Origin of the sequence: Pseudomonas sp. 13B_3.2_Bac1 (genome assembly GCF_025466205.1) — a bacterium.
GTDB classification, from domain to species: domain Bacteria; phylum Pseudomonadota; class Gammaproteobacteria; order Pseudomonadales; family Pseudomonadaceae; genus Aquipseudomonas; species Aquipseudomonas fluorescens_H.
On sequence record NZ_JANLOG010000083.1, the window covers coordinates 1 to 14,939 of the forward strand.

Annotated in this window: 14 protein-coding genes; 5 read left to right on the top strand and 9 right to left on the bottom strand. The window is 61.5% G+C overall.

Annotated features, from left to right (window positions below):
* Positions 1 to 17: 17 nt before the first annotated feature.
* Together NTD85_RS13985 and NTD85_RS13990 are read right to left on the bottom strand one after the other, a co-directional pair.
* Positions 18 to 773, bottom strand: coding sequence for an anti-sigma factor family protein (locus NTD85_RS13985; protein WP_262142437.1), 756 nt, complete (start codon positions 771 to 773; stop codon positions 18 to 20).
* Entirely contained in the window at positions 770 to 1,276 is a 507-nt protein-coding gene (locus NTD85_RS13990; RefSeq protein ID WP_003223683.1) for an RNA polymerase sigma factor, read from the bottom strand. Before NTD85_RS13990 ends, NTD85_RS13985 begins: the two co-directional genes overlap by 4 nt.
* 157 nt (positions 1,277 to 1,433) lie before the next feature.
* Between NTD85_RS13990 and NTD85_RS13995 the strand changes: the two genes are divergently transcribed.
* Both NTD85_RS13995 and NTD85_RS14000 read left to right on the top strand, forming a co-directional pair.
* Complete coding sequence (locus NTD85_RS13995; protein WP_262142438.1) at positions 1,434 to 2,528, top strand: catalase family peroxidase; 1,095 nt, start codon at positions 1,434 to 1,436, stop codon at positions 2,526 to 2,528.
* Positions 2,525 to 3,070 (top strand): cytochrome b, encoded by a 546-nt coding sequence (locus NTD85_RS14000; RefSeq protein WP_003223686.1) that lies wholly within the window; start codon positions 2,525 to 2,527, stop codon positions 3,068 to 3,070. Before NTD85_RS13995 ends, NTD85_RS14000 begins: the two co-directional genes overlap by 4 nt.
* Here the strand turns inward: NTD85_RS14000 and NTD85_RS14005 are convergent.
* Together NTD85_RS14005 and NTD85_RS14010 are read right to left on the bottom strand one after the other, a co-directional pair.
* Positions 3,067 to 4,266 (bottom strand): MFS transporter, encoded by a 1,200-nt coding sequence (locus NTD85_RS14005; RefSeq protein WP_262142439.1) that lies wholly within the window; start codon positions 4,264 to 4,266, stop codon positions 3,067 to 3,069. The two genes, NTD85_RS14000 and NTD85_RS14005, sit on opposite strands and share 4 nt — an antisense overlap.
* Before the next feature lie 150 nt (positions 4,267 to 4,416).
* Positions 4,417 to 5,568, bottom strand: a complete 1,152-nt coding sequence (locus tag NTD85_RS14010) for a M14-type cytosolic carboxypeptidase (protein WP_003223690.1) — start codon at positions 5,566 to 5,568, stop codon at positions 4,417 to 4,419.
* Between the two features lie 96 nt (positions 5,569 to 5,664).
* Here NTD85_RS14010 and NTD85_RS14015 point away from each other — a divergent pair, with 96 nt between their 5' ends.
* Positions 5,665 to 5,829 carry a hypothetical protein gene (locus NTD85_RS14015; protein ID WP_157160359.1) on the top strand — a complete coding sequence of 55 codons (165 nt, stop codon included), beginning with the start codon at positions 5,665 to 5,667 and terminating at the stop codon, positions 5,827 to 5,829.
* Between the two features lie 220 nt (positions 5,830 to 6,049).
* Here NTD85_RS14015 and NTD85_RS14020 read toward each other — a convergent pair whose 3' ends face one another.
* On the bottom strand, positions 6,050 to 6,388 hold the full coding sequence (locus NTD85_RS14020) for a DUF6124 family protein (protein ID WP_003223691.1): 339 nt from the start codon (positions 6,386 to 6,388) through the stop codon (positions 6,050 to 6,052).
* A gap of 131 nt (positions 6,389 to 6,519) precedes the next feature.
* Here NTD85_RS14020 and NTD85_RS14025 point away from each other — a divergent pair, with 131 nt between their 5' ends.
* The gene (locus NTD85_RS14025) at positions 6,520 to 7,179 is read left to right on the top strand and encodes a LexA family protein (protein WP_003223693.1); all 660 of its coding nucleotides are present in this window, start codon (positions 6,520 to 6,522) and stop codon (positions 7,177 to 7,179) included.
* A gap of 39 nt (positions 7,180 to 7,218) precedes the next feature.
* Here NTD85_RS14025 and NTD85_RS14030 read toward each other — a convergent pair whose 3' ends face one another.
* The 4 genes from NTD85_RS14030 to NTD85_RS14045 all read right to left on the bottom strand — a co-directional run bounded on the left by NTD85_RS14030 (position 7,219) and on the right by NTD85_RS14045 (position 12,888).
* Positions 7,219 to 9,168 carry an acetyl/propionyl/methylcrotonyl-CoA carboxylase subunit alpha gene (locus tag NTD85_RS14030; protein ID WP_262142440.1) on the bottom strand — a complete coding sequence of 650 codons (1,950 nt, stop codon included), beginning with the start codon at positions 9,166 to 9,168 and terminating at the stop codon, positions 7,219 to 7,221.
* Positions 9,168 to 9,983, bottom strand: a complete 816-nt coding sequence (locus tag NTD85_RS14035) for a gamma-carboxygeranoyl-CoA hydratase (protein ID WP_262142441.1) — start codon at positions 9,981 to 9,983, stop codon at positions 9,168 to 9,170. Before NTD85_RS14035 ends, NTD85_RS14030 begins: the two co-directional genes overlap by 1 nt.
* 120 nt (positions 9,984 to 10,103) lie before the next feature.
* Complete coding sequence (locus NTD85_RS14040) at positions 10,104 to 11,711, bottom strand: carboxyl transferase domain-containing protein (RefSeq protein WP_262142442.1); 1,608 nt, start codon at positions 11,709 to 11,711, stop codon at positions 10,104 to 10,106.
* 13 nt (positions 11,712 to 11,724) lie between these two features.
* Positions 11,725 to 12,888: an isovaleryl-CoA dehydrogenase gene (locus tag NTD85_RS14045; RefSeq protein ID WP_226501297.1), complete on the bottom strand. Its 1,164-nt coding sequence runs from the start codon at positions 12,886 to 12,888 to the stop codon at positions 11,725 to 11,727.
* Positions 12,889 to 13,185: 297 nt separating this feature from the next.
* Here NTD85_RS14045 and NTD85_RS14050 point away from each other — a divergent pair, with 297 nt between their 5' ends.
* Complete coding sequence (locus NTD85_RS14050; RefSeq protein ID WP_262142443.1) at positions 13,186 to 14,883, top strand: AMP-binding protein; 1,698 nt, start codon at positions 13,186 to 13,188, stop codon at positions 14,881 to 14,883.
* Positions 14,884 to 14,939 lie beyond the last annotated feature (56 nt).

The following is a 14,939-nucleotide window of genomic DNA, read 5'->3' on the forward strand; positions in this document are numbered from 1 at the left end:
AGGGGTATGCAGTAGATTCAGAAAGGTTGAGATTGCTTGAGCACCTGCGCCGCCGGCGAGTCCGTCGGGCTGACCAGCGCATAGTTGTATCCGCCACCGGACCAGTAATCGGCCTGCAGATCGCCGTCGCTGCGGCTGCCGCGTGGCAGGAAGGTGTTTTCAGGTCCCGGTGGTCGCACGTAGAAACTGATCTTGTGGCCGCTGCGATCCTCATACACCACCATCGCCGCCGGGCCTTCATCGGTGCTGAGCAGACGACCGCTGACCGGCTCGAAGCCGGCGGATTTCAGATCCGGCAAGCGACTGGCCCGGGTGAAATAGCGGTCGAGCCAATGCTGCATGTCGCCGTCACTGGCAACGTTGTAGTCCGCCGGCAGAATTCCCTGCTGGGCAATCAATCGATAGGCCTGCAAGGCATCGGTCATCGGTAGCGTGGAAGAGCGCACGAGGGTCATTTCCCGCACCTGCCAGCCACTGAAACCGCCGATGCCGACCGCGATCAGCAACACCGCCGCGCTGGCCAGATGACGTCGCGACTGACGCTTGAGACGCTGGCGGATCAGCGCCGGTTCAAGCGCCGGATTGGCCGGTTGCTGCAATGCACCACCGAGTGCCGCGCGCAGTAGCTGGGCGTCGTGCTGCCAGGCGCGAACCTGCGCCGCCTCTTCCGGATGATTGACCAGCCAGGCGTCGAGTATCCGTCGGTCGGCCTCGTTGAGTTGATGGTCGACGTAAGCGTGCAGGTCACGCTCACTGGGAGGCATGCTGATCATTTGAGTATCCGCAAAGAAGGGCTGCTGATTTCGCCGTCGCTGAGCTGGCGCAGGGCCTGGCGGGCGCGGGACAGGCGCGACATCACGGTGCCGGTGGGGACGTTAAGGATTTCGGCGACTTCCTTGTAGCTCAGGCCTTCGACCGAGACCATCAGCAACAAAGCGCGTTGCTCGGTGGGCAGATGATCGAAGGCTCGCAAGGTGGATTGGGCGATGACTGTGCGTTCGGTCGAGGGCTCGGCATCGTCGCGACCAGTGAAGAATTCGAGCATTCGCGCATAACGGCGTGAGCGCCGATGGGCGTCGAGAAACTGTCGATAGAGGATCGCGAACAGCCATGCGCGCACGTCACCCTCGGCGCGTTTTGCGCCCCAGCCGGACAGGGCCCGCTCGAGGCTGGCCTGCACCAGATCGTCGGCGCTGCTGCTGTTGCGGGTCAGTGACACGGCAAAGCGGCGCAATCTGGGAATGATTTCTCTCAACTGTTCGTCGAATTCGCTCATGAATTTCTGCTAGTCACTACGCTGTGGACTAGGGAGACGTCTGCCGTTCGAGGTTATTCCACGTTCGGAAAAATAAATACCGGGCCATGGAATAAATCCCGATAGGGTGCGTCTTGCTGATTCTTCCTACTTGTGGCCGATGGCCCTGGAGTTATTCATGGTTGATCGCACTTCACCGCCGGGCAGGCCGCCGCGCCCGCCCTTGAGTGCCGCGAGCACAGTGTTGCGCCTGACGGCGATTGCCGTGGTCGTTGCCGCTGTCGCCGGGGCGTTTGCCTACGTGCACGGTAATCTTGACCCACAACGTCTGACGCCCAAGGCGCTGGTTGATGTGCTGGAGAAAAACAACGGTGTGCATCCCGGGTTTCGGCGCAACCACGCCAAGGGCGTGTGCGTGATCGGGCATTTCGAGAGCAGTGGCGAGGCGCGGGCGTTTTCTGCCGCGCAGGTGTTCAACGAGGCGCAGACCCCGGTAGTCGGGCGCTTCGCCTTGCCGGCAGGGAATCCCTACGCCCCGGACAGCAGCGTGCCGATCCGCAGTCTGGCGTTGCGATTCACCCAGGCCAACGGTCAGCAATGGCGCACCGGGATGAACAGCATGCCGGTGTTCCCGGTCGGCACTCCCGAGGCGTTCTACCAGTTGCAGCAGGCACAGTCGCCGGATCCGGCCACAGGTAAACCGGATCCGTCGAAAGTGCCGGCATTCTTCGCCGCCCACCCGGAAGCCGTGCCGTTTCTGACCTGGGTGAAGACCGCCAAACCGTCGGCCAGCTATGCCACTGAAACCTACAACAGTGTGAATGCGTTCTATCTGGTCAACGCCAGTGGGCAGAAGCAGGCGGTGCGTTGGAGTGTCACGCCACTGGCGCGTGATGCCTCCGGAGCCTCGGCGCCGGAGGGTGCGGATTTTCTCGAGAAGGATCTGGTGCAGCGTCTGGCCGAAGGGCCGTTGCGCTGGCAGTTGAATATCACCTTGGCCAACCCCGGTGATCCGGTGAACGATGCCAGCAAAGCCTGGCCCGAGGGCCGCAAGGTGATCAACGCCGGCACGCTGGTGCTGGAGAAGACTCAGCCGCAGCTCAGCGGCGAATGCCGCGACATCAACTACGATCCGCTGGTGCTGCCGGCTGGTATCGAAGGCTCCGACGACCCGCTGCTCGCCGCGCGTTCCGCCGGTTACGCCGATTCCTATCTGCGGCGTACCAGCGAAGTCAGCCAATTGCCCGCCGCCCGTCAGGAGGCTCGCCCATGAGCACGCAACCGACTCATTTCGCGCTGTTGGCGCGGCTGCTGCACTGGCTGATGGCGCTGATGATCATCGCCATGTTGTTCATTGGCGCCGGCATGGTCACTTCGGTTTCACAGCGGCATGAATGGCTGATTCATCTGCATAAACCGCTGGGGATCGCGATTCTGCTGCTGGTGGTTGTGCGCCTGTTGGTACGGTTTTCTACCCGACAGCCGCCGCTGCCGGCCGATCTGCCGGGCTGGCAGGTGATGGCGGCCAAGGCTTCGCATGTGTTGCTGTACGCGTTGATGCTGGTGCTGCCGGTGCTCGGTTGGGCGATGATCAGTGCGTCGGGTGAGCCGGTGATGCTCAGCAATACCCTGCAATTGCCGTCGATCCTGCCGGCCGATGCGCAAGTGTTTGCCCTGCTGCGCAAGGCGCATGGCTATCTGGCGTACCTGTTGTTCCTGACGGTGCTGTTGCACCTGGCGGCGGCGCTGTTCCACGGTTGGGTGCGCCGCGACGAGGTGCTCGACAGCATGTTGCGCGGTCGCGATCGCGATTAACCCGCTTGTGTGGCGCACCGCTGGGGTGCGCCACTTTTCAGGGTCAGCCACCAATAACCCAGTGCCACTGCATTGATAGCGGCGCCAAGCAGACACACGCCGGTCCAGCCAGCCCAGGCGTACATCGCCGTCGAGGTAATCGAGCCCAATGCGCTGCCGATCGAATAGAACAGCATGTAGCCGGCGGTGAGGCGGCTTTGCGCTTCGGGACGCACGCTGTAGATCATGCTCTGGCTGGTGACATGCACGGCCTGCAAGCCCAGATCGAGGGTGATCACCCCCAGCAACAGCGCCCACAACGAGGACTGGGTGAGGGCGATCGGCAGCCACGAAGCGAGCATCAGCAGCAGCGACAGACCACTGACCCATTGGCCGAGGCCGCGATCAGCCAGATGTCCGGCACGCGCGGCGGCGAGTGCACCGGCGGCGCCGGCCAAGCCGAACAGGCCGATTTCACTGTGCGACAACGACAGTGGCGGAGCGGCCAGCGGCAGTACCATCGGCGTCCACAGGACCATGGCGCTGGCGAAGGTCAGCAACGCGAGAATTGCCCGTTGGCGCAGCACCGGCTCTTGCCGGAACAGGCTGAACACCGAAGCGATCAGCGCGCCGTAACGGCTCGCGGGCTGCGCGGCTTCATCCTTGGGCAATACGCGCAACAGCAGCAGCGCCATGAGCAGCGTCAGACCCGCAGACAGCAGATAGATCGCGCGCCAACCCGCCAGATCAGCCATGGCCCCGGCAATCGTGCGAGCAAGCAGAATGCCGACGACGATGCCGCTGGTGACCACGCCGACCACGCGACCGCGCTGCGCCGGGATCGCCAGTGTCGCGGCGTACGCCACCAGCACTTGCGTCACCACCGCGAGCAAGCCGGTCAGGGTCATGCCGAGCAACAACCACGCGCTGCTGGGCGCCAGCGCGATCATCAACAGCGCGGCGGCCGAGAGCAGGGTCTGGGTGACGATCAGTCGGCGTCGGTTGAGCAGGTCGCCGAGTGGCACCAGCAACACCAGACCGATGCCATAGCCGATCTGCGTCAGAGTGATGACGATGCCGATGGTGGCTGGCGACATGGCGAAGGCCTCGGCCATGGCGTCCAGCAGCGGCTGCGCGTAATACACGTTGCCCACGGCCAGTCCACAGGCGATGGCGAACAGCAGCACCACGCTGCTTTTGAGTGGTTGAGGTTGCATGCCCTGATTCCTTTTTGGGTTTCAAATTAAAACCAGAATCACGGTAAGCATTCTGGTTTTAATTTGCAACCTTGTTGGTCGTGGCGTTTGATCGCGCAAAAAAAAAGATCGCAGGCATAGCTGCGATCTTTCGGTGAAGCAGGGGAGGGATCAGCGCAGGGTGTCGACCATGTCGGCGATGGTGGTCAGCACGTCCTTGCCCAACTGTTTCGAGCGCTTGCCGGACCAGCCCGTTTCTTTGTTTGGATGGTCATCGTGATCCTTGAACGGCATTTCCAGGGTCAGCGACAGGCAGTCGTATTTCTGGCCGACAGCGTTGCAGGCCAGGGTCATGTTGGCCTGGCCCGGTTCGTCGCGGGTGTAGCCGTACTTGGTCTGGAAGTCTTTGGTGGTGTGTTTGAGGTGGGTGCGGAAATGCTCTTCGAGCTTCTCGATGCGCGGCGTGTACCCCGGGTTGCCTTCGCAACCGGCGGTGAACACGTGGGGGATTTCCTCATCACCGTGTACGTCGAGGAACAGATCGACGCCGTACTTTTCCATTTGCTGCTGTACGAAAAGTACTTCGGGGCTGACGTCCTGACTGGCGCTCTGCCAGGCACGGTTCAAGTCCTGGCCCATGGCGTTGGTGCGCAGGTGACCGTGGAAGGCGCCGTCCGGGTTCATGTTCGGCACCAGATACAGATCGGCACTGGCGAGCAGCGTGTTCAGCACGGGATCGTCGTGGCGTTCCAGGCGCTCGATCACGCCTTCCATGAACCATTCGGCCATGTGCTCGCCCGGGTGCTGTTGCGCGATGATCCAGACTTTGCGCTGACCTTCGGCACCGCTGCCCTTGCGTAGCAGTTGAATGTCACGACCCTCGACGCTCTTGCCGGTGGCCAGCAGTTCGGTGCCGGCCTTGGTCAGCGCCTGCTCGATCAGCCAGTCATGACGACCGCGGCTGTAGGGTTCGAAGTAGGCGAACCAGGCATGGGTTTGCTCGGCTTCGAGGCAAAAGCGCAGGCTGTCGCCTTCAAAACTGGTGGGAATGCGGAACCAGTTGACGTGGTCGTAGGAAGCGACGGCCTGATAGCCGGTCCAGGCTTTGTTGTAGGAGGACTGGCTGGCGTTGACTAGGCGAAACCAGTGTTCCTGATGAACATGCAGGCCGCTGGCCTTGAAGTGGAACCACTGAAAATGCGCGCTGCGGGTATCGGGGCGAATGGCCAGAACCGGGTTGAGCGGATTGGAGATGTCGATGACTTGGATGTTGCCGCTGTCGAAATTGGCGCTGATGTCGAACGAAGATTTGGCCACGGTCATATCGATTCCTGAATATGATTTTTATGGCGGCTACTTTACACGCAAGACTGGAGGGAAACCGAGGGAAATTGCGGCTTGCGGTGGGGGGCGTCTTCCATGACGCGCAAGCAGCTTAGAGACTGTGCAATTGATTCTCAAGTGCTAATTGTCATTGGTTTGCCCCAATCCGGCCGGGCTGAGCTTGCCAAGCGATATTCTTTTGATATTATCCGCGCCATCGAATTTGCAGCATCCAAAGACTTCATTAGCCTGAAGCCATAAGCCCGAAAAACGGGCAAAAAAAAGACCCGGCAAAAAGCCGGGTCAAAAACCGTGATTAGCCTGATGAGGAGATAGTTCAGAGACCGACCTAAGGTCTCTGTTCCATCGACTGATCTCGCGACCAGTTGCTTGCAATAATAATCATTATCATTTGCAAGTCAAATGTTTTTATCTGTGCGATTGGAAAATTCTTTCCTGTCCGTTCCTTTTTCCGTGTTCGTCAGAGCTGCTCGCCATCAATTGAATGGTCGACCATCGCTCGCGCCATATCCACCATATGCACCACCGAAAATGCCAGGTCACGGCTTGCGCCTTGCAGGTTTTCGGCTGCCTTGAAGGCGGTGGCGGCTGCGCAGCGCAGCAGATCCGAGGCGTGCACCAGAGCCTCTTCGCCACTTAGGTGGCGTTTCACATCGAAAAAACGCTCGTCGACTTCGGGTTCTGACACAGCTGGTTTCAAGTAATAGTCCAGTGCTCGCTGCGCTGCTGCGTTGCCCTGAGGGGAGGTGAACGTGGTGTCCATTTGCAGGTCGGGCAAGTCTTTACTGCTGATATTCATGGTGAGGGGTCACTCCTTGTTCGATTGAAAGTCCGTGCTTTCAGCATAGTACGATGCGTAGTTGTGACCAGAATTTAAATACTACAATATGTGTTTTGCCGGCCGAAGGCGGGCCGAGTAAGGTGCCGCACATGGATAAATGGATTGAGTTGGTCAAGGCCAAGATGAGTGAACTCAAAATCACTCAAACAGAGCTCGGAGAGCGCGTCGGCATGTCCCAGGGCGGGATCGGCCATTGGCTGAACAAACGTCGCGAGCCGGGCATCACGGAAATGAACCGCGTGTTGCAGGCGCTGGGCATGGACTTCCTGGAAGTGGTGCTGGTGATTCGCGAACCGCAGGAAGTCGACGATGACGAGATGCCACTGGCGCAGAAGTACAACCCGTATTTCCGCTATCCGGTCAGCGACTGGCACACCCCGTGCGAAGTGCGTGAGGGTGCATCCACGACTTACGCCGCGACGCCTGACAAGCAGCGTTTCGAACTGACGGATTATCACGCCCGTGGCGCGGCGTTCTGGCTGACAGTGACGGGAAATTCGATGACCGCACCTTCGGGCCAGAGCATCGCCGAAGGCATGTTGATCCTGGTCGATCCGGAAGTGGAAGCGGTGCCCGGCAAACTGGTGATTGCCCAGTGGCAAGGCTGCGATGAAGCGATCTTTCGCAAACTGGACGAAGAGGGCGGCCAGCGTTACCTGGTACCGCTCAATCCGACCTGGCCCAAAGCCCTGTTGACCGACGAGTGTCGAATCATCGGCGTGGTGGTTCAGGCTACGGCGCGTTTCTAGTCAGATCGATCCTCGTTTTGCGTAGGATCGATCTCCCATTTACACGGCTTCCAGTTCAACCAAAGCGCTGCCTTCGCCGACCATTTCACCTTCCTGGCAATACAGCGCTTTGACCACTCCCGCATGCGGCGCGCGGATGCTGTGCTCCATCTTCATCGCTTCCAGCACCACCAGTTGCGCACCGGCTTCGACCGACTGCCCGGCCTCCACCAACACCCGCACGATGCTGCCGTTCATTGGCGCGGTCAGACCGCCCTGATGGCTGTGGCTGGCGTCGACGGCGCTGATCGGGTCATACGCCTGAATGCGCCGCAACTCGCCGTCCCATTGCAGGTACAGCGAATCGCCCTGACGAATTGCCCGCAGGACACGGCGTACGCCGTCGTGCTCGACCACCAGTGCTTCACCGGACAGTGTGGCGTTGCCTGAACTATTCAGCGTCAGCGCCCGATCCTGGCCCTCGCAGCTCAAATGCAAAGTGACTTCTGCCGGCAGACCGGCGCGCAAACCACTGTTCAAGGCCCACGGCGACCCCGGATCATCCGCCCGAACAGTACCCGGCAAACTCTGCGCGAAAGCCTGCGCTGCCGTATTCCAGAACCCATCACTCAGTTCACCCGGAGCCGGCAGCAGCGTTTCCTGATAACGCGGAATAAACCCGGTATCCAACTCCGCAGCGGCAAATGCCGGATGCGCAATGATCCGCCGCAGGAAGTTGATGTTGGTCTTCAAACCGCCAATCGCGAACTCATCGAGCATGCTCAACAGGCGCAGCCGCGCCTGCTCGCGATCCTCGCCCCAGGCAATCAGCTTGCCGAGCATCGGGTCGTAGAATGGCGAAATGTCGTCACCTTCTTCAACCCCGCTATCAACCCGTCGCCCCGGCCCTGCAGCCGATTCGCGGTAAAGCTCCAGACGCCCGGTGGCGGGTAGGAAATCATTCGACGGATCCTCTGCATACAGCCGCACTTCAATCGCATGGCCATTGAGCGGCACCTGATCCTGCGTGATCGGCAACGCTTCACCACGCGCCACACGAATCTGCCACGCCACCAGATCGAGGCCAGTTATCGCTTCGGTGACCGGGTGCTCGACCTGCAGGCGCGTGTTCATCTCCATGAAGAAGAATTCGCCACGTGCATCCAGGAGGAACTCCACGGTCCCCGCGCCGACATAACCGATTGCCTGCGCCGAACGCACAGCCGCTTCGCCCATGGCCCGGCGCAGTTCCGGGGTCAGGCCCGGGGCCGGGGCTTCTTCGACGACTTTCTGGTGCCGGCGCTGGATCGAGCAATCGCGCTCGTTGAGGTACAGGCAGTTGCCGTGCTGGTCAGCGAACACCTGGATTTCCACGTGACGCGGCTTGAGCAGGTATTTCTCCACCAGCATCCGCGAATCGCCGAACGACGACTGCGCTTCACGCTGTGCCGAGGCCAGGGCTTCGGCCAGTTGGCTGACGTCCTCGACGACTTTCATGCCTTTACCCCCGCCACCGGCCGTGGCCTTGAGCAGCACCGGATAACCAATGCGTGCGCAGGCATCGCGGAAGGTTTCGAGATCCTGCGCCTCGCCGTGATAGCCCGGCACCAGCGGTACACCGGCGGTTTCCATCAGCGCCTTGGCTGCGGACTTGCTGCCCATCGCGTCGATGGCCGAGGCGGGCGGGCCGAGGAAAATCAGCCCGGCCTGTTCAATGGCGCGGGCAAATCCGGCGTTCTCCGACAGAAAGCCGTAACCCGGGTGAATCGCCTGCGCGCCGCTGGCCTTGGCCGCCGCGATCAGTTTGTCGATTTGCAGGTAGCTGTCGGCGGCTTTGCTGCCGCCGAGATCAACGCGGATATCCGCTTCGCGGCTGTGCCGCGCCTCGCGGTCGGTGGCGCTGTGCACGGCGACGGTGGTCAGGCCCAGCGCCTTGGCGGTACGCATGACCCGGCAAGCGATTTCGCCACGGTTGGCCACCAGCAGGGTGGTGAGAACAGGTGCGCTCATCAACGCGGCTCCTTGGTGGTGGTTGCGGCTTGCCAGCTCGGCGCACGTTTTTGCAGAAAGGCGCGCAGGCCTTCCTGACCTTCGGGGCTGACGCGGATGCGCGCGATGGCGTTTTCGGTGTAACGGCGCAGGGCCGGGGTCAGCGCGCCGTTGCCGACTTCGCGCAGCAGATCTTTACTGGCGCGCATCGCGGCGGGGCTGTTGAGCAGCAGGTTGTCGATCCATTGTTCGACGGCTTGATCAAGCTCGGCGGCCGGGTAGCTTTCGGACAACAAACCGATTTCCCGCGCCCGCTGCCCACCGAAGCGCTCGGCGGTCAGGGCATAACGACGTGCAGCACGTTCGCCGATGGCTTGCACCACGAACGGACTGATCACCGCCGGCGCCAGACCAATGCGCACTTCCGACAGACAGAACTGCGCATCGTCGGCGCCGATCGCCATATCGCAGCAACTGATCAGCCCCAGCGCACCGCCGAACGCCGCACCTTGCACCACGGCCAGGGTCGGGATTTTCAGCTTGGCGAGGTTGTACATCAGCTCCGCCAGTTCGCGGGCATCGTCCAGATTGGTGTGGTAATCGAGTTCAGCCGATTGCTGCATCCACGCCAGATCGGCGCCGGAGCTGAAGTGCCGGCCACGCCCGCGCAGCAGAAGGAAACGCAGGCTGGCGTCGCTGGCAACCTTGTCCAGTGCGAGGATCAGTTCGCGGATCATTTCGGCGTTGAACGCGTTGTTCTTTTCCGCACGATTGAGCCACAGGGTGGCGAAACCCCGTGGATCGTTGTGCAGTTCGAGGGTGTTGAAGTCGCTCATATTCATCCGTCTCCACGGTTCTTGTGGGAGCGGGCTTGCTCGCGAAGACGGTCTGTCAGTTGCGGATACGTCGACTGATACACCGCTTTCGCGAGCAAGCCCGCTCCCACAAAAAAAGCATCACATCCGGAACACGCCGAAGCGGCTCGGTTCGATAGGTGCGTTCAACGACGCGGACAAAGCCAGGCCCAGCACGTCGCGGGTCTGCGCCGGGTCGATGACGCCGTCGTCCCACAGCCGTGCGCTGGAGTAGTAGGGGTGACCCTGCTCTTCGTACTGATCGAGGATCGGTTGCTTGATCTCGGCCTCCTGCGCGGCGCTGAAGGTCTGGCCGCTGCGTTCGGCCTGCTCGCGTTTGACCTGCACCAACACGCCCGCGGCCTGTTCGGCGCCCATCACGCCGATGCGCGCATTCGGCCACATCCACAGGAAACGCGGATCGTAAGCGCGCCCGCACATGCCGTAGTTACCGGCGCCGAAGCTACCGCCGATGATCACGGTGAATTTCGGCACTTTGGCGCACGCCACGGCGGTCACCAGTTTCGCGCCGTGCTTGGCGATGCCGCCGGCCTCGTATTTCTGGCCGACCATGAACCCGGTGATGTTCTGCAGGAACAGCAGCGGAATGCCGCGCTGGCAGGCCAGTTCGATAAAGTGCGCGCCTTTCTGCGCGGCTTCGGCGAAGAGGATGCCGTTGTTGGCGAGGATCGCGATCGGGTAGCCATGCAAGTGCGCAAAACCGCAGACCAGCGTGGTGCCGAACAGCGCCTTGAATTCATCAAACACCGAACCGTCGACCAGTCGTGCAATCACTTCGCGTACGTCGAACGGTTGCTTGGCATCGGCCGAAACCACACCGTACAACTCGTCGCTGGCGTACAGCGGCGCAATCGGCGTGCGCTGCTGCACCTCACCGAGCTTGCGCCAGTTGAGGTTGGCGACGCTGCGGCGGGCGAGGGCGAGGGCGTGCTCGTCGCTCTCGGCGTAATGGTCGGCCACGCCGGAAATCTTGCAGTGCACATCGGCACCGCCAAGCTCTTCGGCGCTGACCACTTCACCGGTCGCGGCTTTTACCAACGGAGGGCCGGCGAGGAAAATCGTTGCCTGATTGCGCACCATGATCGCTTCGTCCGCCATCGCCGGCACGTAGGCGCCGCCAGCGGTGCAGGAGCCCATGACCACGGCGATCTGCGGAATGCCCATGGCGCTCATGTTGGCCTGGTTGAAGAAGATCCGGCCAAAGTGCTCGCGATCCGGGAACACCTCGTCCTGACGCGGCAGGTTGGCGCCGCCCGAGTCCACCAGATAGATGCACGGCAGGCGGTTCTGCTGGGCGATGGTCTGCGCGCGCAGGTGTTTTTTCACGGTCAGCGGGTAGTACGAGCCACCTTTTACTGTCGCGTCGTTGGCGACGATCATGCACTCGACGCCTTCGACCCGGCCGATTCCGGCAATCACGCCCGCGGCGGGAACGTCTTCGCCATACACCGCGTGCGCGGCGAGCTGGCTGATCTCGAGAAACGGCGAGCCCGGATCGAGCAGGCGGTTGATGCGTTCGCGCGGGAGCAACTTGCCCCGCGAGGTGTGACGTTCCTGGGCTTTCGCGCCGCCGCCCTGCGCCACTTGGGCGAGCAGGGTGTGCAGCGCGTCGACCTGTTCAAGCATCGCCGCGCTGTTGGCGGCGAACTCCGCTGAACGGGGATTGAGCTGGGTATGCAGGATAGCCATGTGCAGCTCCGTTTTAGCGGGTTTCGTTGAACAGTTCGCGGCCGATCAGCATGCGCCGGATCTCACTGGTGCCCGCGCCGATTTCGTACAACTTGGCGTCACGCAGCAGACGCCCGGCCGGGAATTCGTTGATGTAGCCGTTACCGCCGAGAATCTGGATCGCGTCGAGGGCCATTTGCGTGGCGCGCTCGGCGGTGTAGAGGATCACCCCGGCGGCGTCCTTGCGCGTGGTTTCGCCACGCTCGCAGGCCTGAGCGACTGCATACAGGTAGGCGCGGCTGGCGTTTAGCTGGGTGTACATGTCGGCGACCTTGCCCTGGATCAGCTGGAATTCGCCGATGCTCTGGCCGAACTGCTTGCGGTCGTGGATGTACGGCACGATCAGGTCCATGCACGACTGCATGATCCCGGTCGGGCCGCCGGAGAGCACGACGCGCTCGTAGTCGAGGCCGCTCATCAACACCTTCACGCCGCCGTTGAGCACGCCGAGGATGTTTTCTTCCGGCACTTCGACGTCATCGAAGAACAGCTCGCAGGTGTTGGAGCCGCGCATGCCGAGCTTGTCGAACTTGTTGCTGCGGCTGAAGCCTTTCCAGTCGCGTTCGACGATGAACGCGGTGATGCCGTGCGGGCCTTTTTCCAGGTCGGTCTTGGCGTAGATCACGTAGGTGTTGGCGTCAGGGCCGTTGGTGATCCAGGTCTTGCTGCCGTTGAGGACGAAGCGGTCGCCGCGCTTGTCAGCGCGCAATTTCATCGAGACCACGTCGGAACCGGCGTTCGGCTCGCTCATGGCGAGGGCGCCGACGTGTTCGCCGCTGATCAGCTTCGGCAGGTATTGGCTTTTCTGTTCGTGGTTGCCGTTGCGGTTGATCTGGTTGACGCAGAGGTTGGAGTGCGCGCCGTAGGACAGTGCCACTGACGCCGAGCCACGGCTGATTTCTTCCATCGCCACCACATGCGCCAGGTAACCCAGACCCGCACCGCCGTACTCTTCCGGCACGGTGATACCCAGCAGGCCCATGTCACCGAATTTGCGCCACATGTCGGCGGGGAACAGGTTGTCGTGGTCGATCTGCGCGGCGCGTGGCGCGATCTGATCGGCGACGAAGGACTGAACCTGATCGCGCAGCATGTCGATGGTTTCACCGAGGGCGAAGTTCAGGGATGGGTAGCTCATGGGTCACCTTTTGGCTTTTTTGTAGGGTGGGGAGGGCGGTCAATGGCTCTCACCTTTACGTTAACGTAAGCCTGTGACGAATGGCTGTCAATCACCCTTTACGTTAACGTCAACTTGGGCGAGAGTAAGAGCACCTCAGGATTGAAAGCGGACTTTCCCATGTGGGAGCGAGCTTGCTCGCGAAGGCGTCAGCTCAGTCGACACGGATGTTGAATCAGATGGCGTCTTCGCGAGCAAGCTCGCTCCCACAGGAATTAAATCCCGGTAAACCCACTAATAAAGACAATAGGGGTCGTCATGGATCAACCCAGTGCAAACCCGCAGCGCAGCTACACCCGTGGTTCCCAGGACAAAGCCTTGCTGGCGATGACCATCGGGCAGAAGTTCGACCAGACTGTCGCGCAACACCCGCACGGCGAGGCGCTGGTGGTGCGTCATCAGCAGTTGCGCTACTCCTGGCAGCAACTGGCCGATAGAGTGGACCTGCACGCCAGGGCCATGCTGGCGCTGGGTTTGCAGGCGGGGGATCGGCTCGGTATCTGGGCGCCGAACTGTGCGCAGTGGTGCATCACGCAAATCGCCACCGCGAAGATCGGCGTGATTCTGGTCAACATCAATCCGGCCTACCGCAGCTCCGAACTGGAATACGTGCTCAAGCAGTCCGGTTGCCAGTGGCTGGTCTGCGCCGGCGCGTTCAAATCCTCCAACTACCACGCCATGCTGCAAGGGCTGGTGCCGGAACTCGCAGAGCAATCCATCGGCCAGTTGCGCAGCGAACGCCTACCGGATTTGCGCGGGGTGATCAGCCTCGATGCGCAGCCGCCATCAGGTTTCCTGCCTTGGTCGCAACTGGCCGATCTGGCGAGCAGTGTTTCGCCCGAACAATTGCGCGAACGCAGCGACAGCCTGCACTTCGATCAACCGGTGAACATCCAGTACACCTCCGGCACCACCGGTTTCCCCAAGGGCGCGACCCTCAGTCACTACAACATCCTCAACAACGGTTACATGGTCGGTGAAAGCATCGGCCTGACCCCGAGCGACCGCCTGGTGATCCCGGTGCCGCTCTACCACTGCTTCGGCATGGTCATGGGCAACCTCGGCTGCATCACCCACGCCAGCACCATGATTTATCCCAACGACGCGTTCGACCCGTTACTGACCCTGCAAACCGTCGCCGAAGAACAAGCCACCGGCCTGTACGGCGTGCCGACCATGTTCATCGCCATGCTCGATCAACCGCTGCGTGGCGAATTCGATCTGTCGAGTCTGCGCACCGGGATCATGGCTGGCGCGACTTGCCCGATCGAAGTCATGCGTCGGGTCATCAGCGAGATGCACATGAGCGAAGTGCAGATCGCCTACGGCATGACCGAAACCAGCCCGGTGTCGCTGCAAACCGGGCCAAACGATGAACTTGAACTGCGCGTGACTACTGTCGGTCGCACCCAGCCACAACTGGAAAGCAAGATCATCGACGAGGCCGGCAACCTGGTGCCGCGCGGCACCATCGGTGAGCTCTGCACCCGCGGTTACAGCGTGATGCTCGGTTACTGGAACAACTCGCAAGCCACGGCCGAAGCCATTGATGAGGCAGGCTGGATGCACACCGGCGACCTGGCGAGCATGAACGATGAGGGTTACGTGAACATCGCCGGGCGCAACAAGGACATGATCATCCGGGGTGGCGAGAACATTTACCCGCGTGAGCTGGAGGAGTTTTTCTTCACCCACCCGGCGGTGGCGGATGTGCAGGTGATCGGCATTCCGTGCTCGCGTTACGGTGAGGAAATTGTCGCCTGGATCAAATTCCACCCCGGCCACAATGCTTCCGAGCTGGAGTTGCAAACCTGGTGCAAGGAGCGCATCGCGCACTTCAAGACGCCACGGCACTTCAAGTTCGTCGAAGAGTTTCCGATGACGGTGACGGGCAAGATCCAGAAATTCCGGATGCGTGAGATCAGTATCGAGGAGTTAAAAACAATCGAACGGTAACCACCACCCCTGTGGGGGGGGGGGGGGGGGGGGGGGGGGGGGGGGGGGGGGGGGCC